This window comes from Chitinophaga deserti (assembly GCF_003149455.1).
Lineage (GTDB): Bacteria > Bacteroidota > Bacteroidia > Chitinophagales > Chitinophagaceae > Chitinophaga > Chitinophaga deserti.
In genome coordinates this window covers 316,386-342,567 of sequence record NZ_QFFK01000008.1, presented here as the reverse complement: position 1 = coordinate 342,567, position 26,182 = coordinate 316,386, and the positions used below count along the sequence as shown (strand labels likewise).

Below are 26,182 nucleotides of genomic sequence, written 5' to 3'. Positions count from 1 at the left end.
TCAATCCCTTGTCATTAAGAGGCAAGGTTTTAATCCCATGTTTAAAATTGGATACGCTTTGCCCTGTCCATCTAATGCATTTCTGCTTAATACACGAAACCCAACGTGTTTATAGAATTCAACTGCATGGGCATTTTGCTCATTCACATCTACTTTGGAAATCTTTAACTGATCTATCCCATACGAAACCAGCTTTTTCCCAATTCCTTTGCCGCGAAAATCGTTGTGAATGAAAAGCATTTCAAGATTCTCTCCTGCAACGCCTATAAACCCAATTAAAGCTCCATTTTCTTCATACCCAAACAAAGTAACATGTTCAAAGTATGTAGGAATATGCACCTTGTAATAGTGAAAATCTTCTTCTTTCAGGAAATCGTGCGTACTGCGCACTGCACTCTCCCAAATATCTATCAGGTTTTGATAATCTGATTCTTCAATTTTTCTAATCATAACTGTAAAATTTCATCTGCGCAAATTGCTGCAGATACCTATCGTCACTCAGACATTTATTAAACGAAAAAGCCCGCAAAACTTATGTCTTGCGGGCTTTTTCGTTTTTTGGATTTCTCCGAAAGTCGGGATGACTGGATTCGAACCAGCGGCCTCGTCGTCCCGAACGACGCGCGCTACCGGGCTGCGCTACATCCCGTACGGGGTCGCAAATCTACATTTTTATATCAAAATCCAAAAATATTTCTGATCCATTAAGACTGAATCGTTTAAAATCAGTCAGCCGTTTTTATGACAAATGAGCCCCTTATCTCCTGCTGATACGGGCGCTATACAAAGTCACCAGCACAGCCAGCAATACGAACAACGCCCCAACCCATGGCGTGGCTTCCAGTCCGAGGGGTGATACCACTACCAGTCCGCCTACGTAAGCTCCGATGGCGATACCGATATTGAAGGCTGCGATGTTGAAGGCGGAGGCCACATCCTCCGTACCGGGAAGATACTTTTCCGCCACCTGCACCACGTACAACTGCAACCCGGGCACATTGGCGAAGGATAAGCCCCCCAGTGCAAAAAGCGTTACAATACTCCACACTTTATCATGGGCTGTAAACGTGAAAATAAGCAGCACTACCGCCTGTAATACGAACATCCACAGCAGGGCCTTTAAAGGGTTCTTATTGGCCGCCTTACCGCCTGCCAGGTTCCCTATGGCAATGGCAATACCATACAACAGCAGGATCAGGCTTACGGCAGATTCACCCAAGCCGGTCACTTCCTGCAGAATGGGCGATAGGTAGGTGAATGCCACAAAAGTCCCCCCATATCCGAGTGCCGTCATCAGGAAGGCCAGTAACAGCCGCTTATTGGCCAGTACTTTCAACTGATCGGTGAGGGTAGCGGATTCGTTATTCTTCAGGTTATTGGGAACGAGGGCCGCGCTGGCTATCAGCCCTACCACTCCCAGTAAAGCCACGCCAATGAAAGTGGCCCGCCAGCCGAAATGCTGGCCTATGAATGTACCCAGTGGCACGCCAGTTACGATGGCCAGCGTAAGCCCCGCAAACATGATAGCAATGGCCGTGGCGCGCTTTTCCGGTGCAACCATCGCCGCCGCAATGGTAGCCCCTACTGCAAAGAACACCCCGTGCGCAAAGCCCGTTACAATACGGGCAAGCACCAGTGTATAGAAGCCCGGGGCTATGGAAGCCAGGCCATTCCCCAGAATGAAAAGTGCCATGAGGGAAATCAGTAACGTTTTTCTGGGGATACGGCTGGTAAGTGCGGTAAGTATTGGGGCGCCAACCGCTACCCCCATTGCATAAAGGCTCACCAGCAATCCTGCCGATGGAATGGTAATAGCCAGGTCCTCCGCAACGGTGGGTAGTAAACCCACAATCACGAATTCGGTGGTGCCGATGCCGAAAGCGGCTATAGTTAGCGCCCATAAAGCGGCCGGCAATCTGGTGCCTTTACTGACGGAAGATATTGGTATTGCCACTGCTTCGGGCTTTCCAGTAATGGTTTGCATATCTGATGATTTAACAGCTGCCGTTCAGTCATTACCTGCGTAAAACAGCATTTGATAATTTAACTGGACAAAATTCAGCCTATTTATAACCTCATCCTAATTATATAAATGATACCTTTACATCATCAAACTGATAGATTATGGCACTTAACCTGGAGTGGCTTCGTACTTTCAAAGCCATTTACGAGCTGGGCACCCTTACACAGGCAGCGGAAACGCTATTTATTTCCCAGCCGGGCGTGAGCCTGCACCTCAATTCACTGGAGACTTTTACGGGTTATAAATTGTTCGACCGCTCTGCCCGGCGGATGGTGCCTACAGAAAGGGGGAAGATCCTGTACAACTTTGTATTGGAACCACTCAGCAAACTGGAAACTGCAGAACAGATGTTCAGCCGCAGCTCCCGTTCGGAACGCTCTACCATCAGCGTAGGTATGTGTTTCGAAACGTTTCAGTATACATTGGAAGAGCACATTTCCCGGCTGCCATTCAATCTCATCATCAAATTCGGTGACTATCCCGAAATGCAGCACGATCTCGATAAAGGAGTGCTTGACATGATCGTTACACCACAAACGGGCGATCAGAAGAACCTGGAATATCAGCCCTTCTCCAAAGAACGCATCGTGCTGGTTGGTGGCCCGGACGTTGAGCTAAAGCCATTCCACGCATTGATTAAAAAGAAAGATGTAAAGGGTGCCATTGCATGGCTGAAGGAGCAATTGTGGTATAGCACAGCAGCCGATATGGAACACCTGAAGCGATTCTGGCAAATCAACTTCCAATGTCAGCTAGAGTTCAAGCCTAACTTCATTGTGCCAAATATCAGCTCTATAGTACGTTGCCTCGGTAGTGGTAACGGGCTGGCAGTAGTTCCCGACTTTTTATGCCGGGAAGAAATGAATGCGGGTAAAGTGAAACTTGTATGGGAAGGATATCATCCGATAGAGAACACACTGTATTTCGGTACGCGGAAGAAAACGATTTATGCAAAAGAAATAGAACAGATCAGAGACATCTTTCTCCACCGGATGCAATAATTGTATTTGCCACCCCGCAGGTTAAAGACCAAAAATATTTTTGCGCCTGAGCGTAGTTAAAATCTGATGAACATCATTGACCTGCTCAATCCGGGGAGATTCCGAACAAATAAAAGTGGAGAAAATAAAGTCTTTCCCGTTCGTTAGATGCCACACGGCTATGTAAGGGAAATCAGGTCTGCCGAACTGGACAAATCCATATTTGCCGAAACGGCAATTGCCTGATTCTTCATGGTTATGTTTCCCAAAATCATGCGTAATTCCTGCCTTCCTTGATAATCCGAGCAATGTATTATTATCAGCATCCGGCAACTCTCCGGATAAATATGCTGCAGTTGAAATTTGCAATACGCCGGAAGGCCTGATCAGCTCGTTAATAAAAGTAGGAGGACCATCAGGGTTCTCTTCAGAAACATTCACCCAGCCTTTGGGAAAACTGATTATGAACTTTTTAAGTCTATGATCCATACAATACTGTTGAGTCTGTAATTAAAACGTCCGCGCTCTCCTACTTCCTTAAACGCTGCACCATATAGAGTCCGCCTACTACCAGCAGTATACCTGCAAGGGTATAAAAACTGAGGGGTTCGTGCATGATAGCCGCGGAAATGGCGAATCCGAAAACCGGGCAGAGAAAGAGCCAGAAAGATGCTCTTACAGGATTATCCTTCAGCAAAAACAACCACAGTAATACCGCCACAATCGAAACGGGGCCCACCAGCCATAATGTGGAAAGCAGCCAGGCCAGGTTAAAATCATTCTTCGCAGGATCATACCATACAGCCATCAATGGCAGCAAAAAAATCCCCCCGAAAAGTGTTTGCCATCCGTTGATGGTAAAGATGTGCAGATCATCCCATTTACTGACGGAAAAATAGATCGCCCCTACGGAATAAGTAACCATACTAAACAGCACAAGTCCCAGCCCAAACGGCGTTGCATAACTATCTGCCAGCAACGGCCAGGCAGCCACGCCAATACCTGCAAGGCATAATACAAGACTTAATACCGTAACCGGCTGCAATGGTTTGCGCAGCCAGAAGGTACTGATCAGGCTTATAAATACCGGGTTGGTAGCCGTGGCAAGGGCGCCCAGTCCGGCAGACACTTCCATCATCCCCACCACATAAATCCCGAGGTAAAGGGATACGTTGAATAAGCCGTACACCGCGGTTTGCATCCACTCCTTTCCTTTCGGCATCCGCTTCTTCAGTAACACGTGCGATACAAACAACATAATGCCTGCAGCGAGGAAAAAGCGCGGCACAAATAATACGAAAGGCTGAACCGCTCCTAATCCTATTTTGGTAGCGGCAGCAGCGGAAGCCCAGAGGAAGGCAAAGATGATCCCTGCCAGAATAAGTTGAATACGACGGTTTTGCACAGCAGGGTAAAGCTAGAAAACGGTTTCCGGAAAAAAACCGGTATTTTAGGCAGAATTACGATCTCCAAACCTATGCGCATCTTCCTTTTATCCCTGATGATGCTGGTGTTTTTGCAGGTACAGGGCCAACACCGCAAGACCTATTTTCCACTCTGGACCTACCACCAGTCTGACATCCGTATTTATGGCGTGGGCGTTGGCTGGCTACCCATCTACGAAACCGTCAATACGACCACCACCGGTCTCCGGCTGGAAGTACCCGGGCCCGGACTGTTCCTTGCATTTATACCCCGTGCTCCCTGGGATACCGCGCACGGAAATACGAATCCTGCACCGCCTGCGAATAAGCAACCTGAAAAAGTGAACGGACTCAATCTCTCCGCATTGGGTTCTATGTGTTACAGGGTAAACGGTATTTCGCTGGGTGCCATCGGGCAGATCAACTGGCGCGTGAACGGCATATCGGTTTCCGGAGGCATGAATATCGCGGAAAAACATAACGGCATACAGGTGGCCGCTGCGTCTCTCAGTGAGGAAATGCATGGACTGCAGATCGGTATCAGTGTAGCATCAGAAACTATGCGTGGCATACAGATCGGGTTCATGACTTCCAGCAAAAACACCCGTGGTTTACAATTCGGTTTATGGAATAAAAATGAGAAGCGGAAACTGCCTTTTATCAACTGGAATTTCAAATCCTGAAGCTACAGCTCAATCTCCCCGTCTACACCCAGCATCTCCAGAAACTCCGTGTCGTGCGATACTACGATTAACGTACCGTCGTATCCGTTCATGGCAGCGGTGAGAATCTCCACATTCTGCATATCGAGGTTATTAGTAGGCTCATCGAGAATAATGACATCGGGCGCTTTTGTTCCGATCCCTAATACGCATAGCAGCAGGCGCATCCTTTCCCCGCCGCTAAGGGCGGAAGATGGCTTGTTCCAGTCTGCCGGTCCGAATAAAAACCTATAGAGCCGTGTTTTAATCTCATGCTCTTCCAGATGCCCGGGGTTGTGTTTCTGCGCCTGCTCATACACGGTTAATCCGCCGTCGATATAGGAGTAATCCTGATCAATATACACCGCACTGAAATCCGCATGCGTCAGCGCTCCTTCGGAAGGTTTCATTTCACCGAGCAGCAGCCTGATGAGCGTGGTTTTCCCGGAACCATTACCACCCCGGATGGCCAGCCTGTTGCCACTGCGTATCTGGAAGGTCAATCCTTCATCCCAGAGGCGCCTTTCCCCGAAACGGTGGTTGAGTTCTTCCGCAGTTACCAGCACTTTGCCTTTATGCAATGCAGAATCATCCACATTTAGTTTCATCTTATCGATATCCGGCAATGCCTTGCGTAAGCGGTTCACTTCATCTGCAATACCATCCATCTTTTCAGTATGTACTTTTTTCAGGCTGGCAGCACTCTTCTCTGCTCCGTTACGGAGCGTATTCAGCATGATAGTGGGTACGCCTGATTTCTCCTGCTTCTTCCTGCCACGGGCATCCAGCTTCTGCTTACGCTCCATTGCCTCCCGTTCCGTTTCCCGTGCTTTGCGCAGGGCTTTTTCCTGGCTGCGCAGATCCTGGTGCAGGGCTTCCTGCTCCAGTTCTTTCTGTGCTTTGTAGAAATCGAAATCGCCGCCATATACGGTTATCCCCTTCTTACCCAGCTCATATACTACAGGCAGCAGGCGTAACAGCGATGCATCGTGGCTCACCAGCACTAAAGTCTGGCGCCAGCCGGAGATGAGTGTACGCAGTAATCCGCGGCCTTCAGCATCGAGGTGGTTGCCCGGCTCGTCGAGTAACAGAAAAGAGGGCTGGTTTACCGTAATACCGGCAAGGAATACACGCGTTTTTTGTCCACCGCTCAGGCCAGCCAGCTTCTGATCCAGAGACAGGCCTGCCAGTTGCCAGTGAGCGAGGGCTTCTTCACAGCGTTCCTCGATGGTCCAGTCGTCGTTCAGGTCAGCCATGAGGTCATCGGTTACGTTGCCCGCAAGTATTTCGCGGAGGGCATGCAGGCGCTTCCCCGCACGCAGGGCCTCGCCTACCGTTAGTTCATCGAACTGCCCGAAGTGCTGTGGAATGTAATACGGGGGCTCTTCCCGGCGGATGGTGCCGCTAGAAGGCATCAGTTCACCAGCCATCAGGCGCAGCAAAGTAGATTTACCTGCTCCGTTATGGCCGGTCAGTGCAATTTTATCCCCGCGGCTTATAGTCATATGAAGCCCGGAAAACAATATGTCTTTATTGGGATGCGCGTAAGAAACGTCTTGAAACGCCAACATGATTTCTTTCTTTAACAGTGAAGAATAACGGCCGCCGTATTCAGCAGGCAGCGCAGTTATGGGTTAATTCGGAAAGAAATTGAATCTCACATGTTGGTATAAATGCAGTTTGGTTTGAGATGCAAAAATACAAAAAATCCGGAAAATGCAAATGGCCGTCAGTCCCACCACAGGTACAGCATGCTGGTACCTTTCATTTCGGCAGCCAGCGCTTCTACTGTTCCCGTTCCCTGATCTACCACATCCGGACAAAAAGCATATACTTTTTCCGCCATTGCATCCCAGTTGGCTGGCTGCTCCTGAAAGCGGGCTTCCAGCCAGTCGTAGTCAGCACCGATAATCTCAAAAGGAGTTTCTGCATGCCAGATTTTAAGCGTGGAAATGAGGGCTTCATTATCAATGCCATGGTTTTGTCCGTCGGTTCCTTTACACCGCAGAATGTCGAACTGGTCACCGGTTTTAAGGATGGCAATTTCGTCGGGAGAATGACCGAAGTTTTGTTCGGAATGGAATACGATATAATCCTTTCCGCGTAGCGCAGCTTTCAGTTGTGAAATTATCCTTCCTGCATCGGCCTGCGATGTTGTAAACTGCAGCGCGTCCGGGCGGTATCCCGCAGCGCCGTTGGATGCTTTCATCCGCTCCAGCGGTGCATCCGTAAGCTGACGGATAACGTGCAGCACGAAGTGATCGAAATGAACAGCTTCTGCCAGTTCATAATCGTCTGCCGGCTGTGAGGATAAAGCGGATGGAGCGCCCATCAGCCGGCGAAAAAAATCTCTGATACCCATTTGTAAAGGTTCGATTGATTGTCATTCAGATGTACCCCTCCCTGTGATCAGCAGGTGGATGGTTCCTAATCATTGGCGTCGTACGGTTTCCGGGAAATACCGGCAAGATTTAGTGTATGATTTTCAGCGGTCAGGGAAAACTTGAATTGTATCTGGCAGACAAAATACAGTTTTTCTGATACAACCCATAATAAAGGCTCCCGGAATGTATCCGGGAGCCTTCACAGTATGATCCGGGCGGGACCTGACCACCGCCCCATCCTGTTTAGAAATTAGATTCCACGATCAGCTGCGCGCGTGTGGCATCCACGAAATCCATGGGGATAATACCGTAATGACCGTACGTATTGTTTGTGAAATAGGTATTAATGCGCGGATTAATGTTGTTAGACACAGTAGTGATGCTGGGAATACCGAAGATCAATGATTTATACCCGCTGGTGAAATTGATATACAGCGTATTGCCTGTGCTGGCATATGCTTCGTTGAAGAGATTTGTGACGCCAGTCCACTTATTGTTGTTATCCGGTACCACGTACTGATCCTGTACGCGCAATGTGGCGTCGGCATTGGAGCTGGTAAACGTTGTATTATCTGCCCAGTTGGTAGCGTCGATGCCTTTGGGAGTAGAGGATGCACCGAAGCGGCGGAGCAGTACAATCTTATTGCGTACGGTACCGAGGTTGGGTACAGTAGCGCCCATGTGCCAGCGGCCGGGATTCTGCGCCACATAGCTGTCGAACGTTTGCTCAAAGCTGCGCGTATTGCCGGTAGGGTCGTATTCTTCCTTTACGCACATTACGATGGTTTCGCCGGGGTGACTGTCCAGGAAACCTAGGCAGGCGTTCAGTACATCCTGGAAGTTGAGGTTCTGGTAAATACTGCCGTGATGGATAGCGAAGCCATCGCCAATGTGGCGGCAGCGGATGTCGAGGAAGCGCACGCCGGCTTCCAGCTGCTCGGCGATGGTGAGGTTCTGGCATTTGGCGGTCCCTCCGACAGGTTCCACACGGGCGCCGGAATCGTGGGTACCGGGGATGGAGATCCGGGCGATGGATGTGTTGTCGGGCATACCCGTCATCCAGCTGTTCATAACGGCCAGGGTGGTAAAATTGCCTGATGCGGAAACATTCTCAGGCCGGAGGGCAGGCTCCGCGTCGCGGAGGTTCTTGCTGCAACTGGTGCTAAAAATGGTAATGACCGCGAAGGTGGCGGCTTGTAACCGGGTTTTGAAGTTCATAACGTAAAGTGGGTTTGAGAAGGGTTATCCTATCGCTGCGTCAGGCCTGGTGTTACATTGAAAATAAGGATGATTTTCCAGCTAAAACTGCGTCTATATCGGTTTAGCACTATAAATTAAGACAAATGTCATATGGCCATTCCCGTAAATGGGGTTTGCGAAAAAACAAATATGTCCTATCTTGTTCGCCTTCCCCGCCCGCATGGCAGCTTGCGGTAGCGGAAACCATTGATACAAAGGCAAAAACGACAACGATGCATAAAAAATTCCTCGCGCTGGGTCTTGGCCTGGCAACGATCCTTGGAACCACCGGTACGGTGGCCGCTCAGGAGCAGCAACATGCCAACTCCGTTAAGGCGGCGGCAGACCAGAAAGAACTGATTGGCCGGTGGGATATCACCATCGATCAGAATGGTAAGCCCTCCCCTTCCTGGCTGGAAGTGAAGCTCTCCGGTTTCCGTACACTGGTAGGCCATTTCGTTGCCACTTCCGGCAGCTCACGCCCCGTTTCTGAAGTTAAATTCGAAAACGGCAAGTTCAGCTTCACCATTCCTCCGCAATGGGAAAGCGGGAAAGGCGACCTCACCGTGAACGGCGAAGTAACTAACGGCGGCCTTAAAGGCACCATCTCCTACCCCGATGGCAGCTCTTTTAACTGGACAGCTGTAAAGGCCCCAGAAATGAAACGTACCACCGCACCGGTATGGGGCAAACCCATCCAGCTGTTTAATGGTAAAGACCTTACCGGCTGGAAAGCTGTAGGTAACACCAACCAGTGGGAAGTAATCAACGGCATCCTTACCAGTGCTAAATCCGGTGCCAACCTCATTTCTGAAAAGAAATTCACCGACTTCAAACTGCATGTTGAATTCCGTTACAAAGAAGGCAGCAACTCCGGCGTATACCTGAGAGGCCGCCATGAAGTGCAGATCGAAGACAGCCCGAAAGATGCGCATCCATCTTCCACACTTTTCAGCGGCGTTTACGGCTTCATCGCTCCCAGCGAGATCTATGCCCTCGGCCCTGATAAATGGCAGACGTTCGACATCACGCTTGTTGGCCGCCTTGTAACCATCGTGGTGAATGGCAAAACCGTGGTAACCAAACAGGAAATCCCCGGCATCACCGGTGGTGCACTCGACAGCAACGAAGGTGAACCCGGTCCTATCTACTTCCAGGGCGACCATGGTCCCATCGAGTTCCGCAAAATCATTATCACCCCCGCGAAATAAGTTTTCAAGGATTTGATATCAAGGCCCGTCCCGGTAATACCAGGACGGGCTTTTTATTACCCTCCCAATAAGGGCGATTCTTTGAATTTTACAATTCCTTCTTTCCGGTCTGCAATTTTAGTCCCGCAGCAATGTGGAATTTTGTACCATGCAAAACTTAACAGAAAAAGTGATTCTGGTGACCGGCGCCTCCCGGGGCATCGGTGCAGCCGTAGCCCGCAGTCTGGCCGCAGCGGGAGCCAAAGTAATTGTTAACTATGCCGGCAGCAGGGCTGATGCGGAAAACGTGGTATCCACCATCCGCGAATCAGGGGGAGATGCATTTGCTGTTCAGGCTGATGTGAGCAATCCCGCCCAGGTTACCCACCTGTTTGACGAAGCCATTACCCGTTATGGCAGAATCGATGTACTGGTCAATAATGCCGGCATCATGATTACGAAACTGATAAAAGACACGACAGACGAAGATTTCAGCCGGATGTTCGACATCAATGTAAAAGGCGTCTTCAACACGCTCCGCGAAGCGGCAACCCGCCTCGCAGATAAAGGCTCCATCATTAACTTCTCCACTTCGGTGAACCGCATCATGATTCCCGGATACGCCAGTTATGTGGCAACCAAAGCTGCGGTTGAACAACTGACCCGTGTATTTGCCAAAGAAGTGGGAAGTTGTGGCATCAACGTCAATTCCCTTTCGCCCGGCCCTACCAATACAGAACTGTTCACCAATGGCAAATCAGAAGAAACCATCGCACGGCTGGCAGGCATGTCTGCCTTCGGGCGCATCGCGGAGCCTGAAGATATCTCGCGCATCGTATGCTTCCTGGCCAGCGACGAAGCCAAATGGATCTCAGCACAAAACATCGGTGCCAACGGCGGTATGGCGTAATAAAAAAGTCCCGGCAGGTATGGCCTGCCGGGACTATATAACCGCAAAGTATTAAATGCTTTTCTTCATCGCAGCTTTCTGTGCCTTCTTCATGATATCGGCAACCAGAACGGGGGCGCCCTTCTTTATATGGCTTTCCTGTGCGGCATCCATGAAGGCGTAAATACCGATGGTTTCTGCTTCAGGAGCCGGAGGCACACTCTTCTGGAAAAACTCGATGATCGGGGGCATCAGGGGAGCATAGCCCGTGAAATCGCCAAGGGGCATATGACCTTTGTCTCCATAAGCATGTCCACCGAAGTTCCACATACCGGAACGTACGCCACGGAGGGTACCCGTGCGGCCTCCCTCCCATTCACCTACCACCATATCCGTATCACCAGCCTGGAAGTGCGTTACCCGGCGGCAATCAGGGCCAAGCATGGTAAAGAGCATTTCCACACCATGAATACCGTACCAATACAGATCAGGGTGCGAAGGTTCTGTAGGCGTGGGCGTGAATATATCTGCCGCTTTCACCTTTCCTATTTTACCATTGCGTACTTCCTGCACGCTCTCAATGTAGCGCAGGGTGCTGGAAGAGAATACCGGTACTTTGTAATGATGCGCTGCGCGGTATATTGTGAGCACATCCGTGAGCGAAGCGGCCACCGGCTTATCGATAAACACGGGCTTGCCGGAACGGAACACTTCCAGCGCCTGTGCCAGATGCTCCGTGCCATCGTTGGTTTCCAGCATCACGAGATCGCACTGCTGCAGTAGCGCAGCGATGGAATCCACCACGGTTACTCCCTGCTCCTTTATAGCCGCCGTGTTTTTGGGAATCATGTCCATACTGGATTTGATGGTGCGGCTCCCATGGGGGTAAGCTACTGTAACGCGCATGCCGCCAAACTTGTCGCCCGCATCTGCAGCGTTGAGGATCCGTGCGAAGTGAGGGCCATGCTCTGTGTCCAGCCCTATTACACCGATGCGCTTGCCCGAAGTGCCGGCGAGTGACTGTAGTGCTGATAATTTACCGGAAAAAGCCAGGCCCAGCCCGGAAAGGGCGGCCGTTTTGAGGAATGTCCTGCGGGGATGTCCTTGTTGCATACGGGATATCTATTTTTATGTTTTTACTAACGTGGTCCCTATTTAAACATAAAAATATATTTATCCTGCGATCTTTTTAATATTTATTATAAACGGTAAGACTTATAGAATTCATGATCCGGGCGCTGCCGGTTGAGGCATGCGGGATACTTCCTCCAATGCCGATCCCTGCCATTTGTACCTTACATCCCAGATGAGACCTTTCTCAAACTCCGCCTCATTTCCCTGAATAATACCATTTTCATCGATATGATGGAATGTAAGGAGTGATTTGGACTCGCTAGTGCCGCGAGGCACAACATGTACCAGCCGCAATTTGCCGTTATCGCGCTGGAAAACCGCGTAGTTTAACTTTTCATCCTGAGGAGTAACCACAGAATAGGCTGATATTATATCCTCCGCGTTGTCGGCATTAAAATCTCCGAATAACAGCGGTGCTTCACGGGTCAGTAACTTCACCTGGTTTTCACCACCGCTGCCTATCATCTTTGAAAGCGCAGTATCTGACCGGGCGGCATCAAATGCTGTCACCACTTCGGCCATGGCATCCAGGTATTCATTACCCTCCTGATTGACAGCTGCCGGCGTATCTGCAGCGGGTTGGGGACGGGAAGGTGACTGGCAGGCTATCGCAAGGCTGATACCCGCAAAAGCACATAACGTGTAAAGGGATACAGGAGAATTTTTCATATACTGAATATACAAAATAAAAATGCCGGCCTGCTTGAAAAACAGACCGGCGGTTGTCAATATGCAAACGCATTGCGGCTCAGGCAATAGCGTATCTTACCTGCTCATACTTTTTCCAGAAATAGTACGGTACAAACATTACAGCGAGCATAATAATGGGGAAGATCACTTCGAAAGTGGGATCCCCCATAAAAGCGCGGGAAGCGAATGCACCGATGAAATTGAATGCAAACCCGGCATAAGCCCATTCCTTAATAGCCCGGAAGCGGGTCTGCAAAATGGCCGCGGCACCCAGTAATTTCGCAACACCTACAATGCTAAGGAAGTACACCGGGTAGCCCAGGTGGTTCATGACATCGATACCGGCCTGCTGGCGGGTAACGCCGCCAATGCCATCCATTAAGGCCATGAGTGCGAATATTACAGTGGTGATCCAGTACGAGGTTTTGATTGTGTTAGGTTTCATTGGTAGTGTTTTTAGCGTTATTGTCTGATACAAAACTACCGCACTAATTCCGCACAAGCCGCGTACGTTTCAGCCAAAATAAGGGGTTAAATGCGACACTCAGGGTTGTGAAAGGGTATTCTTATAGATCACTCCGTCTTTCATAATGAGTGAAAGGTTCTTTTCCGGGTCTTCCATCAGTTTGATCTCCTTCGTGGGGTCGCCATTGACCAGTATCATATCAGCCAGCGCACCTTCTTCCAGCACGCCCAGCTTACCTTTATAGGGTGCCCTGCGCCCGGAGAGCGCCAGCAGTTCGCCATTGTTCTTCGTGGCTATTCGCAAGATCTCCGCGGGCTGAAACCACCGCGTCATCGCCACCAGCCTTGCACCCTGCCGCTTTGCAAGTTTGGCGTTAAACAATGCATCCGTACCCCAGGCCATTTTCACTTTATATTTCTTTGCAAATGCAAATGCTTCATCGGTTCCGCTGTACATTTCCAGCTGCTTCTCCCGGTTCTCTCCGGTAGCCGGGTTGCTGTCTTCATCATCGATAAAAGGCTGCAGCGACCACCACACTCCTTTCTCCGCAATCAGTTTCGCGGTAGCTTCATCCGCAAGCTGTCCATGCTCAATACACTTTACCCCGGCTTTGATAGCAGTCTGTATCGCTTTGGGCGTATAGGCGTGAACGGTTACATAGGTCCCCCAGTTGTCTGCCGCTTCCACGGCAGCGTGAAACTCTGCTTCGGTATACTGGCTTACATCGATAGGATCGTAGGTAGACATAACGCCACCTCCCGCCATGAGCTTCAGCTGGCTGGCTCCGGCCATCAGCTGCTCCCGCGAACGTAGCAGCACGGCATTTGTGCCATCCGCAATAGCAGCGGCACGGATACGTTCTGAGTAACTGAGGGGATCGTTGCCGGACTTAGGAATTTCATATGGCAGCCGGAAGTCGCCATGCCCGCCCGTTTGACTGATAAACGCCCCGGAAGGCCATATCCTCGGGCCGGGCGTAATACCTGCGTCTATCGCATCTTTTAGTCCGAACACAGGACCACCCATATCCCTGACACTGGTGAACCCGCGCATGAGCACATCTTTCGCATTGGCTGCAGCCATAATTGCTACGAATCCAAAATCTTTGGTAAGCGCTGCCATCTGCGGAACATTGGCGAACATACAATGGTAATGCGCATCAATGAGGCCGGGCATCAGGAACTGGCCTTTCCCGTCAATGATCGTGGTATTCATACTCCGGTCTGTCGCAATTGGCCCGGCAGATATTTTAGTGATAATGTTACCCGTCACCAATACATTCCCGGAGAAGGGTGCGGCGTCTTTACCGGTAAATATGCGGACGTTGGTGAGCAGGGTAACAGGAGGTTTCCTGTCCTGCGCGGTTGACATGCCTGTTGCCAGGAGCATACAGCTTAAGAGGATCCATTTCATATCGGATAGTTTTGGGGCCTGGGGCCGTGTTCCGAAATTAAACGGATGACGCTGCATAAAGGTTCACTACCGCAGCCGCAGCGTGGCCCAAACCGAAAGTAGCGCTGCCAGAACGGAAGCTACCGTGCGCACGAGGTTCCACCGGTTCCAGGGTGCCTCAAAGCGGAGCCGCCACTCTTTCAGCGTACCCTCTCCAGCCGCAGCAAGATCCTGCTTATCCAGCCACTCGTTCAACGGCACATTGCATGCTACCGTTACTCCGAATACACCAATAATATACAGAGCTGCTGCCGCAACCAACATCCACCAGGCTGCATCTGCCGGCCGGGTAAATTGTTGCCATGCGCTGAAAGGCAGTAGGAATACCGGCGCCATAAATACTATCAGAAACCAGGGATTAAGGATAGCCCGGTTAATGGACTGGATCGCGGAAAGATAAGCGCCATCTTTCAACCGCCCAATGCCAGGCACAACTGACACTGCGTAGGCATAAAAGATACCGGCGGAAAGGCAGGTAGCCACCGTTGCCGCAAGCAGTACGATGCCGGGGAAGCCCTCAGTAAGAGATACCGGGTGTTTGTCTGAGATATGCATGTGATTTGATTTGCTGTAACATAAAATGGGCTACATCGGCACGGGAAACCTTCACCTGAATTCTGGAATCGGTGGGTGCAAATCCATGCCGGTACTGTTCTGTTAAAGGCCCGTCTGTCAGGTTGCCGGGGCGCACAATCACCCAGTCCAGCCCGCTGTTGCGCACATGCATTTCCTGCAGGGCATGGTCGGCGAAGCCTTTCTTCAATATAAAAGGTACAATGATATACCGGAACACAAAAGGTGTGCGGCGCAGTGCCGGCCGACTGTCTCCATACCCCAGCGATGTCTGGCATACAAAACGGCGGATACCGGCCGACTGCATGGCCTTTACAATATTGAGGGTGCCCTGTGAACGGATGGTACCGATTTTATTGGCCGGTGAACCTAATGTAGAAAGTACTGCATCGTGCCCTTTCACTGCCTCCCGTACTGCTGCTTCATCCAGCGCATCACCGGCTACTTTGGTTAGCAGCGGATGATTGATTCCGAGCTTTTCAGGATTGCGTACAAAAGCAGTAACACGGTGGCCCGCGGCAAGAGCCTGTTCTGTAAGGTGGCGGCCTGTACCGCCACTGGCGCCGAAAATGATGAGTTGCATGGGTGCTTAATTTTTAACAAAGCTACCATCGCCGAAACGGCACAAATAGAACAAAACCGACAAAGTAAACGGAAAAGCCCTTAGCGGGAAAGTACGGCGGAAAAGTTATCCGTAACCGGCCCTGCATCGCGGAAGCGCTGGGGACTGCACCCTGCAAACTCACGGAAGGCGCGGATGAAATGCGACTGGTCTGCATAATCATTACCATAAGCCAGATCAGACAGTTTATCGAACTGCTGGCCTCTCAGCTGCTGCAAAGATGCCTGGAACTGGGCAATGCGGGAAAACAGTTTGGGGGTGATACCGGTGTATTGCTTGAACCGGCGCTCGAAGCTCCGCTCGGTAATACGCAACTCATCACGCAGGTCTTTCAGTGACAGTGTACCCTGCTCCATTTGTATCCTTTCAAGGGCAGTTTCCATGGCGGTGTCGTGCTGCCTTTGGTTACGCTCCATTTGTCCGGCTACGAATGTAAAAAGCCCCTGCAGTTGTGCTGTTCCCGGCACAGGACCGGCAGCGGTATCTTCCAGCCATCCTGCCAGCGCAGGCTGCAGTTCACATGCGTCTATGCAACCATCAGTCAGCTCCCCTGCATTGAGTCCGAATACTGATCTCAAAGCACCGGGGCGAAGCACCATACCGCTGATAGAAAAGGTTCCTTCGAGGCGGAGACCGGCGTGGCGGGTAGATTGGCCGTAAAGGAAAACGGGCGGGAGAATTTTCTGTTCCTGATAGAGTACGCCTTTCTCCGGATGTTGGAAAATTAGGCCTGGTGAGGCATCGGCCAGCGTCCGGAACATTTGCACATCTTCACCGGCATGGCTCTCCAGCGTCCAGCAATATTGTACATGCTGGCGCAGGGCCGGGGGTGGAGGAAGTTGCCGGTAATTCATTGTAAACAAATGTAACAAAATATTATGTCGTAAATACCCCGCTAATTTGTCGATAATACAACCTGTCCGCCATCTTAAATGAGCATAGCTTTACATTATGCCCGAACAGCCCAAACTATTGCTCTATTCCCTGTCCATCAACGAACGGCAGTTTACCGCGCTGGACAAGCTTGTCGGAAAAGAGGCTTCCGCCATCCGTATTGCTTTCATAGAAAACGCGGCCGATGTGATCCCCGACTCAGAAGAATGGGTTTTATCCATCCGTCAATCTTTCAAACGCCGTGGTTATCAGGTAGATCCCATCGACCTCCGTATATGGCAGCGGAGGCCCCAGCAGCTGATGCAGCGGCTCACCGGAAAAGATGTAATCTGGATCGGCGGAGGCAACACTTTTTACCTGCGCTGGATACTGAAAAACAGCGGAGCGGATGAAATGATCCGGCGGCTCGTGCGGAGCGGTATTGTATTTTGCGGCTGGAGCGCAGGCGCCATTGTTGCCGGACCCACTATAGAATATTTTGAAGCGATGGATAATGTGGAAGACGCGCCTGAACTGATACTGGACGGTCTCAATCTCACCCAGATCATCATTATTCCCCATATCGATAATGCTGATTTTATACAGGGCGCTCACCTCGCAAATATGCAGCTGCAGGCTGCTGGATACAGCACCCTTCCCCTCGGCGACACCGAGGCCTTAGTCATCGATGGTGGCAACCAGCGTATCATCGATTAGGGTTTTAAGCGGGATGTCCTGTTTTTATGTTAATTTTCCGCCGATTACATGTGGAAGGATATGCTCATGACTCATTTAAATGAAATGCGGACCGTCAATGTTACCCGCTATGTGACGCCACTGCGCGAAGGAGGGTCTCTGCCCGCCATCGCCGAGGCCGACGACGGATTCCTCTACGTCCTGAAATTCCGGGGTGCGGGGCAGGGCGTGAAATCCCTCATTGCCGAACTTATTGGCGGTGAAATAGCCCGTGTGCTGGGCCTGCGGGTGCCGGAACTCGTTTTTGCCAACCTCGATGAGGCTTTTGGCCGGACGGAGGGCGACGAAGAGATACAGGATCTGCTCAAAGCCAGCACAGGCCTCAACCTGGCATTACACTACCTTTCCGGCGCTGTTACCTTCGATCCTAATGCCACCGAGGTGGATTCTATGCTGGCATCAAAGATCGTATGGCTCGACTGCCTGCTGACCAATGTGGATCGTACTGCCCGGAATACTAACATGCTCTGGTGGAACCGTGAGCTTTGGCTCATCGACCATGGCGCCTCTCTATACTTTCACCATTCCTGGGATAATTGGGAGGAACAGTCTCTCAAGCCCTTCGTACAGGTGAAGGATCATGTGCTGCTACCCTTTGCCACGCAAATACGGGAAGCCGACGCGCTGCTTCGCCCGCTGCTCACGCCGGAGCGCATTGGTGCCATAACCGCCCTGCTGCCTTCAGAATGGCTCACTACCCACGGGGAACCGGCAGATGCCGTCAGGGAAGTGTATTTCAGCTTCCTCACCAACCGGCTTGCCAATGCCGATAACTTTTTAAATGCCGCCCTGCATGCCAGAACAGCCCTTATTTGAATACGCCGTGATCCGTGTAGTGCCGAAAGTTGAGCGGGAAGAGTTCATGAACGTGGGCGTAATCCTGTTCTGCCGGCCAAAACGTTATCTGGACTGCAAAATCACGCTGGATGAAGCCCGGTTGCGAGCATTCAGTCCCACTCTCGATCTTGAGGCGCTGAAGGCCTTCGTGACCGGTTTCGAGAAAACCTGCCGCGGCGAAGGCCCTATCGGCCAGCTGGACCCCGCCAGCCGGTTCCGCTGGCTCACCGCCATGCGCAGCACCATTTTACAAACTTCCCGGGTGCATCCCGGGCTGTGCTCCGCGCCTGAGGATACCCTCGACAGGCTGCACCGCGAGCTGGTGCTGCAGGCGTAATTTCCGGGGTGCCATATGGCAAATAATGCATAACTTCGCACGTTTTACCAGAGCAACAGTACATGAAGACATATTTCCGGCTATTGTCGTTTGCCAAACCGATTGAGAAATACGCAATTCCCTATATACTTTTTACCATTATCGCAGTGGTGTTCGGCACCCTCAACCTCGCACTGGTTGCCCCCCTGCTTTCCACCCTGTTTGATGCCAACAAAGCCGTGCAAACTGCTGCCGATGGTTCAGTAACGCCCGCTCCCCTTCCTGAGCCGCCTACCGGCTTCGATTTGTTCGACATCATGAACTATCACGCCGCCCGCCTGAACAATGAGCTCGGCCTGTCCACTACCCTTATTTACGTGTGCGCCGTGATCGTAATTTCCGTGGTAATCAGTAACATTTTTAAATACTTCGGGGAAAGGACGATGGAAAACCTCCGCATCCACACCCTTCTTAACCTGCGTAAAACCGTTTTCAAAAACGTCATGAACCTCGATATCGCCTTTTTCAACAACGAAAGGAAAGGCGACATCCTGGCGAAAGTAGCCTCCGATGTCCAGGTGGTACAGTTCTCCGTTACCAGTACTCTGCAGGTGGTTTTTAAAGAACCACTGCAGCTGATTGCGTATCTCGTAATGCTGTTCATGATCTCCGTGAAACTGACGCTGTTCTCCATGCTGGTAATACCAGTTGCAGGATGGCTCATCTCTCTTATCGTGAAAAGACTGAAGGCACAGGCAGCCGCCTCGCACTCAACCTACGGCCTCATGATCAGTTACCTCGACGAAGCACTTTCCGGTATCAAGATCATCAAAGCGTACAATGCAGTCCCTTTCATCCGGAAGCGCTTCGACGATCAGAACCAGCAATACAGCAATATCATGCGTTCTATGGCGCGCCGCCAGCAATTGGCCAGTCCTGTTTCAGAAACACTGGGCGTAATGATGGTGGCAGGCATCGTGCTGTATGGTGGTATGCTGATAGCCAATACCCAGCCGGGTACTACGCCTGAATTGGCCCCCGGCGATTTTATCGCTTACATCGCTATTTTCTCACAAATTATGCGCCCGGCGAAAGCTATTTCGCAGGCGTTTACCAATATCCATTCCGGTATAGCCGCCGGCGAAAGAGTATTGTCCCTCATCGATGAAAAACCGACCATCGTGGATAAACCCGACGCCAAAGTTATCACCGAATTCCGTGATACCCTGGAGTTCCGTAACGTAACATTCGGGTACCAGGAAAAGAAAGTGCTTGATAACGTGAACTTTACCATTCCCAGAGGCTCATCGGTTGCACTGGTAGGCCCTTCCGGGGGAGGTAAATCCACGCTGATGGACCTCATCCCCCGGTTCACCCAGCCCTGGAGCGGGGAAATCCGGATAGACGGGCATAATATCCAGGACTACACCCTCGAATCACTGCGTTCCCTGCTGGGTACCGTGAACCAGGAATCCATTCTTTTCAACGATACTATATTCAATAATATCGCTTTCGCCCTGCCCGATGCAACGCAGGAACAGGTGGAAGCTGCTGCCCGTATCGCCAATGCACACGATTTCATCGTAGCGTCTGACGAAGGGTACCAGACAAGGATCGGCGACCGTGGGGTGAAACTCAGCGGCGGCCAGCGCCAGCGTATCTGTATTGCCCGTGCCGTACTGCGCAACCCGCCCATTATGCTGCTGGACGAAGCCACTTCCGCACTCGATACCGAATCGGAACGCCTGGTACAGGACGCGCTGAACAACCTTATGAAGAACCGTACCTCTCTCGTGATCGCCCACAGGCTCAGCACGATACAGAGTGCAGACGTAATTATCGTGCTGGAAGGAGGTAAAATCGTAGAAACCGGCACCCATTTTGAGTTATTGGAAAGAAACGGACTTTACCGGAAGCTGATAGAAATGCAGACTTTCGGGGTTAGTTAAAAAATAAATTATATATAGGCTTTTTTTATAACTTATATATTGTATTTTTAAAGTCGATTGTAACATATAAGGTGAGGCTATCGTTAAATAAGTATTGCGAACTACCTGACTATAAGCGAAAAAGACAGGTGAAAGAAGCAACCGGTCTTTACAACACAACCCGTATTTAATCAACCTGGAATGGAGAAGAAAGCATTCACAGTAGGATTATTGATATCTACCTACAACTGGCCCAGAGCACTGGATGCCGTATTAAAAAGCGCGATGCGCCAAACCCGGATGCCGGATGAGATCATCATCGCGGACGACGGTTCAGGCGTAGCAACAGAAGCTATCATCCGTAAGTATGCCACATTGATGGGCATACCTTTCCGTCATGCCTGGCATGAAGATGACGGATTCAGAAAAAGCCTCATTCTCAACAAAGCAGTTAAACTTTCCGAATCAGATTATATCATTGAAGTGGATGGCGATATCGTCATGCACCCTAAGTTTGTGGAAGATCATATCCGCCACGCGCAGAAAGGTATTTTTATACAGGGCGCACGCACCATGGTACAGGAAAACCGGACTACCCGTATCCTGAACACCGGCAGCTTCGATCCTATTAATTTCTTTTCTCTGGGTATCGGGAACCGCTTTAATTCACTGCGTATCCCCTTCCTTTCCTGGATCTTCAAACTATCTAAGCAGGATGCCACTAAAACCCGTGGCTGCAACCTCGCCTTCTGGAAAGACGATTTTATTAAAGTAAACGGCTATAACAATACTTTCAGCGGCTGGGGTTCGGAAGACAATGAGTTTGCCGCAAGGCTGATCAACGCAGGTATTAAAAAGGTAAGACTGAAATGGTCTGCCAACTGCTACCATCTCCACCACAACTGTAATTCTAAATCAGAAGTAGAAGCTAACGAATACCGTTACATGGAAACGATCCGGTACAACCTGATCTCCTGCATGAACGGCTATGCTGAAGTATAAACACTCCACGCCGCCCAAACGAGTAACGGGTATAAAATCCATTTTACAATTTTATAGGTATTCGTCCGGAGCATATTGCTTTTCCGGAACCCGCCGTTGTCATTGAAGCGGCGGGTAATCCCCTGCAGCTTACGACGGCGGAGGTTGCCCCACAGCAGGCCCGCATCGTGACTCAGACGCAGCAATATCACGTACCAGTACACCCTCACATCCGCTTTCGCTTTCCGCTTGATGGACTGTACCGTCGTGGCTATACACTCTATTACAAGTATTCCCGCCATGAACAGAGCGATGGGTACCAGCAGTGCAGGTTTTACCACTGCAGCCACCAATGCCGCTACAACAGTGAGCAGTAAAGTTTCAACCGTATTCGGTAATTCACGCGAAGCATGTTGGGGCAATTGCTCCGGCAGCAGGGCGTTTCCCGTACCGTACCTGAACGGCCGTTTGAAATCGGGCGCTTCATCCTTCCACCAGGGGTGGTTCACAGCGGCCTGCGGCAACGTCTGGTAATTGCGGTAATCATTGGCGGCCCGCACTTTCAGGAAAAAGTCCACATCCTCTCCACCACCCGATTTGGGATATACTTCCGAAAAACGAATGTTCCCGATGGCCGAGCGGCGTACCATGATATTAGCAGTGGCGCCCCAGGCAAAATCTTTCCGGTGTTCAGCAATTGTAAAAATATCCATACTTCCGCTGGCCAGGATGGCGTCGGAGAAAGGCTTCCCCGGAGGCGGCAGGCGCACCAGGCCTATGAATCCTGTGGCATCAGGCGCCCCCGCTGCGGCGTTCGCATAAGTAAGCAGTAAATCATTGGGCACAGTAATATCATCATCGAGGAACAATACCCAGTCTCCGTTTCCGGACTCAATGCCGCGGTTGCGGGTATACGCTGCACCCATGTTTTGGGGATTCACTTCGAGGAACACATCCGTTCCGTTCACCATCTCCGCAATAGCAGGGGCCACCGCTACCGCAGGATTGTCTGACAGCAGATAAAACCTTACCCTTACGCCCGCGGGCCTTTCGAGCCGCAGAATGGGCACCAGGTAATGTTCAATAAGCCGGAAAGATGGTATAACTACGTCGATACTGATCCCCATACAGGATTTTTATGAATGATTTAACTTGCCCGGATAATGGGCGCGGCGCAAAAATAGTTTTTTTCCTCGCTATGTTATCATAAGGCACCCAGCTACGTAAGGGATTTCTTTTCCCCCATAAACGTAACTTTCAGAAGCGTCATACGTTGGCGGATGCCATAACAATATGCAAAAATGATTGTTAAATCTGAAAAACAATCCGCATGCAAAGAATCCTCGTCCCGGTAGACTTCTCAGAAACAGCCTTCCATGCCGCACGGTACGCCATTTCAATTGCCCGTCAGTTACAACCGACGTCGATTACCTTATTTCATGCTTACGGCCTACCTCCATCCGCAAATGCCACCGTGATAGCCATGATGCCGGGCGATTCGCCTGAATATATCCATGGTGTGGAAATTGAAATGGCTAAATGGAAACAGGAGCTGCAGTCCGAACTGGTGGAATATGTACAGCTTGATACACACATCAGCGGCCTTCCTTTTATGGAAGCCGTTAAAGAAGCTACAGACAAGACCCGGTTTGCTCTGATTGTGATGGGCATAACCGGCAAAAGCCCCCTCGGCCAGCGCTTCATTGGCTCCAATGCACTCGATGTGGCGCATAGTACACATGTTCCGCTCATTATTGTGCCCGCCGGTGCGGAGCTGCGTAAGATTAAACGCATCCTTTTCGCTTACGACCGTAAACAAACACTACAGCCCACACAGGCGGAAACTATTTTGAGACTGCAAAACGATTTCGAGGGACAGATAGAAGTCGTTCACATTACTCCGGGTGAACCTGACAACAATGCACCTGCAGCCCTCATGGAAGCCCTCCAACTGGCCCCTTCCCACTACCGGGAGCTGCAGCATACTGATTTGGTTACCGCCATCCAGGAATATGCAGGTGAAACTAATGCCGATCTCCTTCTCGCCATACCCGGTGAATATGGACTGTTTGCGGAATTATTCCACCGCAGCATTACCAAAAAGCTGGCTTTCAATGTAGGGCTCCCGGTGGTAGTGATCCGGTAAGATCTTTTAACATAAACGGCCCGCAGATACCAGTTATCCGCGGGCCGTTTACTATTTGCAGTAAAAGGATTAATCTTTCAGATGCTTCACCGGGTTTACCCGCGAAGCCTTCAGCGCCTGGCTCCCTACTGTCAGCCATGCGGTCAGCAAAGCCAGAACGCCTGCCAGTGCAAAGTACCACCACCGCAGCTCAATGCGGTAAACAAAGGTATCCAGCCACGAACGGGCTACAAAGTAGCCTACAGGCAATGCAATGAGAATGGCAGCCACTACCAGCTTCGTAAAATCAGCAGAAAGCAGATATATGATATGGGAACTGCTGCCACCCAGCACTTTGCGTATACTCATCTCCTTCATCCGGCGCTCTGCCGTGAAAGCAGCCAGCCCCAGCAAACCAAGGCAGGATATAATCACCGCCAGCCCCGCGAAGTAGCGCGACAATACGCCTACCCTCATTTCAGTCTGATATACCGTCTGAAAATCCGTATCAATAAAATTCAATTCCAGTACACTGCCCGGGTTCAGTTCCCTGAACAATGCATTGATCCGGGCAATTGTCGTTTGCATATCTACCGGCGAAAGCCTTGCTATTATAGCTCCTGCCTGATCCGGACCGAAGTAATAAATCCAGGGGGTAACCGCTTTATGAACGGTTCTGAAATGAAAGTTCTTTACGACACCTACAATCCGGCGCTGCTCACCCCAGAAATTAATTTCTTTACCAACAGGATCCTGCATCCCCATAGCTGCAGCGGCTACTTCATTGATGATGACGCCGGCACTGTCTGTTCGGAAATCTGCGGAGAAAGACCGGCCCTTAGCCATCGTCATCCCCATCGTTTCTATTAACCCCACATCAATAGCCTGGCAACCAAACTCCATGTTCAGTTCCTTGCTTTTGCCCGGCCAATCCACACCTGTGGTAGTTCCCCAATGCGAGGTTACATTCCCGGTGGCATTGGCTGCACTCACCACTCCCGGCAACTCACGCAGCCGTTGAAGAAACTGCCGGCTGTCTTCCTTCAGCTTCCCCTCCTTGAAAAAGTAGACCACGTTTTCACGGTCGTATCCCATGTTCTTATGCTGTACAAACTGTATTTGCAGGAATACTACAATTACCGCTAAAATGAGTACGATGGAAATCGAGAACTGGAATACTACCAGTCCTTTTCTTACCCAAAGTTCCCGCAGGGAAGACGTGTACTGACCTTTCAATATGGCTGCCGGCCTGAATCCGGATAGATATAATGCCGGGTAACTGCCTGCCAGCAGGCCTGTAGCCAGCGTGAGCAGCAACAGGAAAAACAACACCTGCCTATCTGCGAAAAGAGTTAGTGATTTCCCTGTAATGGTATTAAAGAACGGAAGGATGAAATAAACCGCCAGTAACGCCACCCCAAGTGAAATCAACGAAAGCAGCACTGCTTCTCCGAGGAACTGGAGAATGAGCGATGCCTGCCTGGCCCCGATGGCTTTTTTCACGCCTACTTCCTTCATCCGCCGCGATGTGCGGGCGGTAGAGAGGTTCATGAAATTTATGCTGGCGATGAGCAGGATAAATATTGCGATCAGGGAAAACAACCTTACATATTCAATACGCCCGCCATCCTGCACGCCATTGGTATATTTTCCGAAAAGATAAGTTTCTGTATGAGGTTGCGTACTAAGCGTAACCCGCGACGTGGATACCTTCTGCTGCAGCAGCCCTTTGATTTTGGCATTGAACTGTGCTATGTCTGCTCCTAGTTTGAGCAGTACAAAAGTCTGCACATTGTGATTATCCCAATGCACATTAAATTCTTTTAAAAATGCATCGTAAGAGAGCAGATAATCATATTGTTCGGAAACGTTGGACGGGAGGTCTTTGAAAATGCCGGTGATGGTGAATTGATGTTCCTGTTGCCAGGTTACCGGTTTGCCGATGAGGTTTTCTGTGGTTTTGAACATTTTCATCGCCATGGATTCTGAGAGCAGAATGGCATTGCTGGCCACTAAAACCTTATCCGGGTCACCATCTGCCAGCGGAAAAGGAAATACCTTAAAGTAATCGCGGCTGGCAAACATAGGCCGCGCTTTAAAGCTTTCCTGGCCACTGCTGATGGTAAACTTTGGCATTGTACCCGGTGGACGGGTAGCCACGGCGTACTCCACTTCCGGAAACTGCGCCTTCAATTCATCTGCCAGCGGCGCAGGAGTCTGCATCGTTGTCTTAATTCCGTCATCCTGATGGTGTTGCCCCAGGATGTGCATGATTCGCGCGTCGTGCCGGAAATTTTTATTCATCTGCCACTCGTCGGTCACCCATAAACAAATGAGCATTGCACAGGCAAGGCCGCTTGAAAGCCCGGCGAGGTTGATGAAGAAAGTGGTTTTGAACTTACTGAAGTTGCGGATTATAAGGAGCAGGGAATGCCTGAACATAAGCGGTACTTTGGTCGGAATGAGCGAAACAATCCCCATGCCGACAGTAAAACCTGCCACCATGGCCCATGTTACAAACTCCCTGCGTTCACTGGCGAACAGGATCGTCCGCTTCCGGACACCTGGAGCCCCGCCCTGCAGGCAGATATTTCCTGGA

26 protein-coding genes and 1 tRNA gene are annotated in these 26,182 nt (G+C 50.6%); 10 read left to right on the top strand and 17 right to left on the bottom strand.

Annotated features, from left to right (window positions below):
• The 3 genes from DEV76_RS19590 to DEV76_RS19580 form a co-directional block, all read right to left on the bottom strand.
• Complete coding sequence (locus DEV76_RS19590; RefSeq protein ID WP_109699615.1) at positions 1 to 450, bottom strand: GNAT family N-acetyltransferase; 450 nt, start codon at positions 448 to 450, stop codon at positions 1 to 3.
• Positions 451 to 575: 125 nt separating this feature from the next.
• Positions 576 to 649, bottom strand: a tRNA-Pro gene (locus DEV76_RS19585).
• A 108-nt stretch (positions 650 to 757) separates the two neighbouring features.
• Positions 758 to 1,984 (bottom strand): MFS transporter, encoded by a 1,227-nt coding sequence (locus DEV76_RS19580; protein ID WP_109699614.1) that lies wholly within the window; start codon positions 1,982 to 1,984, stop codon positions 758 to 760.
• Between the two features lie 140 nt (positions 1,985 to 2,124).
• Here DEV76_RS19580 and DEV76_RS19575 point away from each other — a divergent pair, with 140 nt between their 5' ends.
• On the top strand, positions 2,125 to 3,024 hold the full coding sequence (locus tag DEV76_RS19575; protein ID WP_109699613.1) for a LysR family transcriptional regulator: 900 nt from the start codon (positions 2,125 to 2,127) through the stop codon (positions 3,022 to 3,024).
• Positions 3,025 to 3,045: 21 nt separating this feature from the next.
• On the opposite strand, the gene DEV76_RS19570 is transcribed toward DEV76_RS19575, so the two are convergent.
• Together DEV76_RS19570 and DEV76_RS19565 are read right to left on the bottom strand one after the other, a co-directional pair.
• Positions 3,046 to 3,492 carry a hypothetical protein gene (locus tag DEV76_RS19570; RefSeq protein ID WP_109699612.1) on the bottom strand — a complete coding sequence of 149 codons (447 nt, stop codon included), beginning with the start codon at positions 3,490 to 3,492 and terminating at the stop codon, positions 3,046 to 3,048.
• A gap of 40 nt (positions 3,493 to 3,532) precedes the next feature.
• Entirely contained in the window at positions 3,533 to 4,408 is an 876-nt protein-coding gene (locus DEV76_RS19565; protein WP_109699611.1) for a DMT family transporter, read from the bottom strand.
• Between the two features lie 72 nt (positions 4,409 to 4,480).
• Here DEV76_RS19565 and DEV76_RS19560 point away from each other — a divergent pair, with 72 nt between their 5' ends.
• Positions 4,481 to 5,110 carry a hypothetical protein gene (locus DEV76_RS19560; protein WP_109699610.1) on the top strand — a complete coding sequence of 210 codons (630 nt, stop codon included), beginning with the start codon at positions 4,481 to 4,483 and terminating at the stop codon, positions 5,108 to 5,110.
• 2 nt (positions 5,111 to 5,112) lie between these two features.
• Here the strand turns inward: DEV76_RS19560 and DEV76_RS19555 are convergent, their stop codons facing one another.
• From DEV76_RS19555 to DEV76_RS19545, 3 genes are all read right to left on the bottom strand, one after another.
• Entirely contained in the window at positions 5,113 to 6,699 is a 1,587-nt protein-coding gene (locus DEV76_RS19555) for an ABC-F family ATP-binding cassette domain-containing protein (protein ID WP_109699609.1), read from the bottom strand.
• Positions 6,700 to 6,857: 158 nt separating this feature from the next.
• Positions 6,858 to 7,490, bottom strand: a complete 633-nt coding sequence (locus tag DEV76_RS19550; RefSeq protein ID WP_109699608.1) for a DUF4253 domain-containing protein — start codon at positions 7,488 to 7,490, stop codon at positions 6,858 to 6,860.
• 265 nt (positions 7,491 to 7,755) lie between these two features.
• Positions 7,756 to 8,730, bottom strand: a complete 975-nt coding sequence (locus tag DEV76_RS19545) for a phosphatidylinositol-specific phospholipase C (RefSeq protein ID WP_109699607.1) — start codon at positions 8,728 to 8,730, stop codon at positions 7,756 to 7,758.
• A 254-nt stretch (positions 8,731 to 8,984) separates the two neighbouring features.
• Between DEV76_RS19545 and DEV76_RS19540 the strand changes: the two genes are divergently transcribed.
• On the top strand, positions 8,985 to 9,962 hold the full coding sequence (locus DEV76_RS19540) for a 3-keto-disaccharide hydrolase (protein WP_109699606.1): 978 nt from the start codon (positions 8,985 to 8,987) through the stop codon (positions 9,960 to 9,962).
• Between the two features lie 148 nt (positions 9,963 to 10,110).
• Positions 10,111 to 10,851 carry an SDR family oxidoreductase gene (locus DEV76_RS19535; RefSeq protein WP_109699605.1) on the top strand — a complete coding sequence of 247 codons (741 nt, stop codon included), beginning with the start codon at positions 10,111 to 10,113 and terminating at the stop codon, positions 10,849 to 10,851.
• Between the two features lie 51 nt (positions 10,852 to 10,902).
• Here the strand turns inward: DEV76_RS19535 and DEV76_RS19530 are convergent, their stop codons facing one another.
• The 7 genes from DEV76_RS19530 to DEV76_RS19500 all read right to left on the bottom strand — a co-directional run bounded on the left by DEV76_RS19530 (position 10,903) and on the right by DEV76_RS19500 (position 16,621).
• Positions 10,903 to 11,943, bottom strand: a complete 1,041-nt coding sequence (locus tag DEV76_RS19530) for a Gfo/Idh/MocA family protein (RefSeq protein ID WP_109699604.1) — start codon at positions 11,941 to 11,943, stop codon at positions 10,903 to 10,905.
• 111 nt (positions 11,944 to 12,054) lie between these two features.
• Positions 12,055 to 12,633, bottom strand: a complete 579-nt coding sequence (locus tag DEV76_RS19525; RefSeq protein ID WP_157963003.1) for a hypothetical protein — start codon at positions 12,631 to 12,633, stop codon at positions 12,055 to 12,057.
• Positions 12,634 to 12,712: 79 nt separating this feature from the next.
• Complete coding sequence (locus DEV76_RS19520) at positions 12,713 to 13,099, bottom strand: DoxX family protein (protein ID WP_109699602.1); 387 nt, start codon at positions 13,097 to 13,099, stop codon at positions 12,713 to 12,715.
• Positions 13,100 to 13,198: 99 nt separating this feature from the next.
• On the bottom strand, positions 13,199 to 14,533 hold the full coding sequence (locus DEV76_RS19515) for a metal-dependent hydrolase family protein (RefSeq protein WP_109699601.1): 1,335 nt from the start codon (positions 14,531 to 14,533) through the stop codon (positions 13,199 to 13,201).
• Positions 14,534 to 14,599: 66 nt separating this feature from the next.
• A complete protein-coding gene (locus DEV76_RS19510; RefSeq protein ID WP_109699600.1) occupies positions 14,600 to 15,127 on the bottom strand; it encodes an anthrone oxygenase family protein in 528 nt (175 codons plus the stop codon).
• On the bottom strand, positions 15,090 to 15,728 hold the full coding sequence (locus DEV76_RS19505) for an NAD(P)-dependent oxidoreductase (protein ID WP_109699599.1): 639 nt from the start codon (positions 15,726 to 15,728) through the stop codon (positions 15,090 to 15,092). Before DEV76_RS19505 ends, DEV76_RS19510 begins: the two co-directional genes overlap by 38 nt.
• Before the next feature lie 80 nt (positions 15,729 to 15,808).
• Positions 15,809 to 16,621, bottom strand: a complete 813-nt coding sequence (locus DEV76_RS19500; RefSeq protein WP_109699598.1) for a helix-turn-helix transcriptional regulator — start codon at positions 16,619 to 16,621, stop codon at positions 15,809 to 15,811.
• 97 nt (positions 16,622 to 16,718) lie between these two features.
• On the opposite strand from DEV76_RS19500, the gene DEV76_RS19495 reads away from it, so the two are divergent.
• The 5 genes from DEV76_RS19495 (at position 16,719) to DEV76_RS19475 (ending at position 21,479) form a co-directional block, all read left to right on the top strand.
• A complete protein-coding gene (locus tag DEV76_RS19495) occupies positions 16,719 to 17,357 on the top strand; it encodes a Type 1 glutamine amidotransferase-like domain-containing protein (protein WP_109699597.1) in 639 nt (212 codons plus the stop codon).
• A gap of 66 nt (positions 17,358 to 17,423) precedes the next feature.
• Complete coding sequence (locus DEV76_RS19490) at positions 17,424 to 18,212, top strand: HipA family kinase (protein ID WP_109699667.1); 789 nt, start codon at positions 17,424 to 17,426, stop codon at positions 18,210 to 18,212.
• Positions 18,190 to 18,570 carry a DUF3037 domain-containing protein gene (locus tag DEV76_RS19485; RefSeq protein WP_109699596.1) on the top strand — a complete coding sequence of 127 codons (381 nt, stop codon included), beginning with the start codon at positions 18,190 to 18,192 and terminating at the stop codon, positions 18,568 to 18,570. Before DEV76_RS19490 ends, DEV76_RS19485 begins: the two co-directional genes overlap by 23 nt.
• A gap of 62 nt (positions 18,571 to 18,632) precedes the next feature.
• The gene (locus tag DEV76_RS19480; RefSeq protein ID WP_109699595.1) at positions 18,633 to 20,498 is read left to right on the top strand and encodes an ABC transporter ATP-binding protein; all 1,866 of its coding nucleotides are present in this window, start codon (positions 18,633 to 18,635) and stop codon (positions 20,496 to 20,498) included.
• Between the two features lie 180 nt (positions 20,499 to 20,678).
• Positions 20,679 to 21,479, top strand: a complete 801-nt coding sequence (locus tag DEV76_RS19475; protein ID WP_109699594.1) for a glycosyltransferase family 2 protein — start codon at positions 20,679 to 20,681, stop codon at positions 21,477 to 21,479.
• Here DEV76_RS19475 and DEV76_RS19470 read toward each other — a convergent pair.
• Complete coding sequence (locus tag DEV76_RS19470; RefSeq protein ID WP_109699593.1) at positions 21,464 to 22,585, bottom strand: glycosyltransferase family 2 protein; 1,122 nt, start codon at positions 22,583 to 22,585, stop codon at positions 21,464 to 21,466. The genes DEV76_RS19475 and DEV76_RS19470 overlap by 16 nt on opposite strands.
• A 203-nt stretch (positions 22,586 to 22,788) precedes the next feature.
• Here DEV76_RS19470 and DEV76_RS19465 point away from each other — a divergent pair, with 203 nt between their 5' ends.
• Positions 22,789 to 23,604 carry a universal stress protein gene (locus DEV76_RS19465; RefSeq protein WP_109699592.1) on the top strand — a complete coding sequence of 272 codons (816 nt, stop codon included), beginning with the start codon at positions 22,789 to 22,791 and terminating at the stop codon, positions 23,602 to 23,604.
• A 69-nt stretch (positions 23,605 to 23,673) separates the two neighbouring features.
• Here DEV76_RS19465 and DEV76_RS19460 read toward each other — a convergent pair whose 3' ends face one another.
• Complete coding sequence (locus tag DEV76_RS19460) at positions 23,674 to 26,064, bottom strand: ABC transporter permease (RefSeq protein ID WP_198652133.1); 2,391 nt, start codon at positions 26,062 to 26,064, stop codon at positions 23,674 to 23,676.
• Between the last annotated feature and the right edge of the window lie 118 nt (positions 26,065 to 26,182).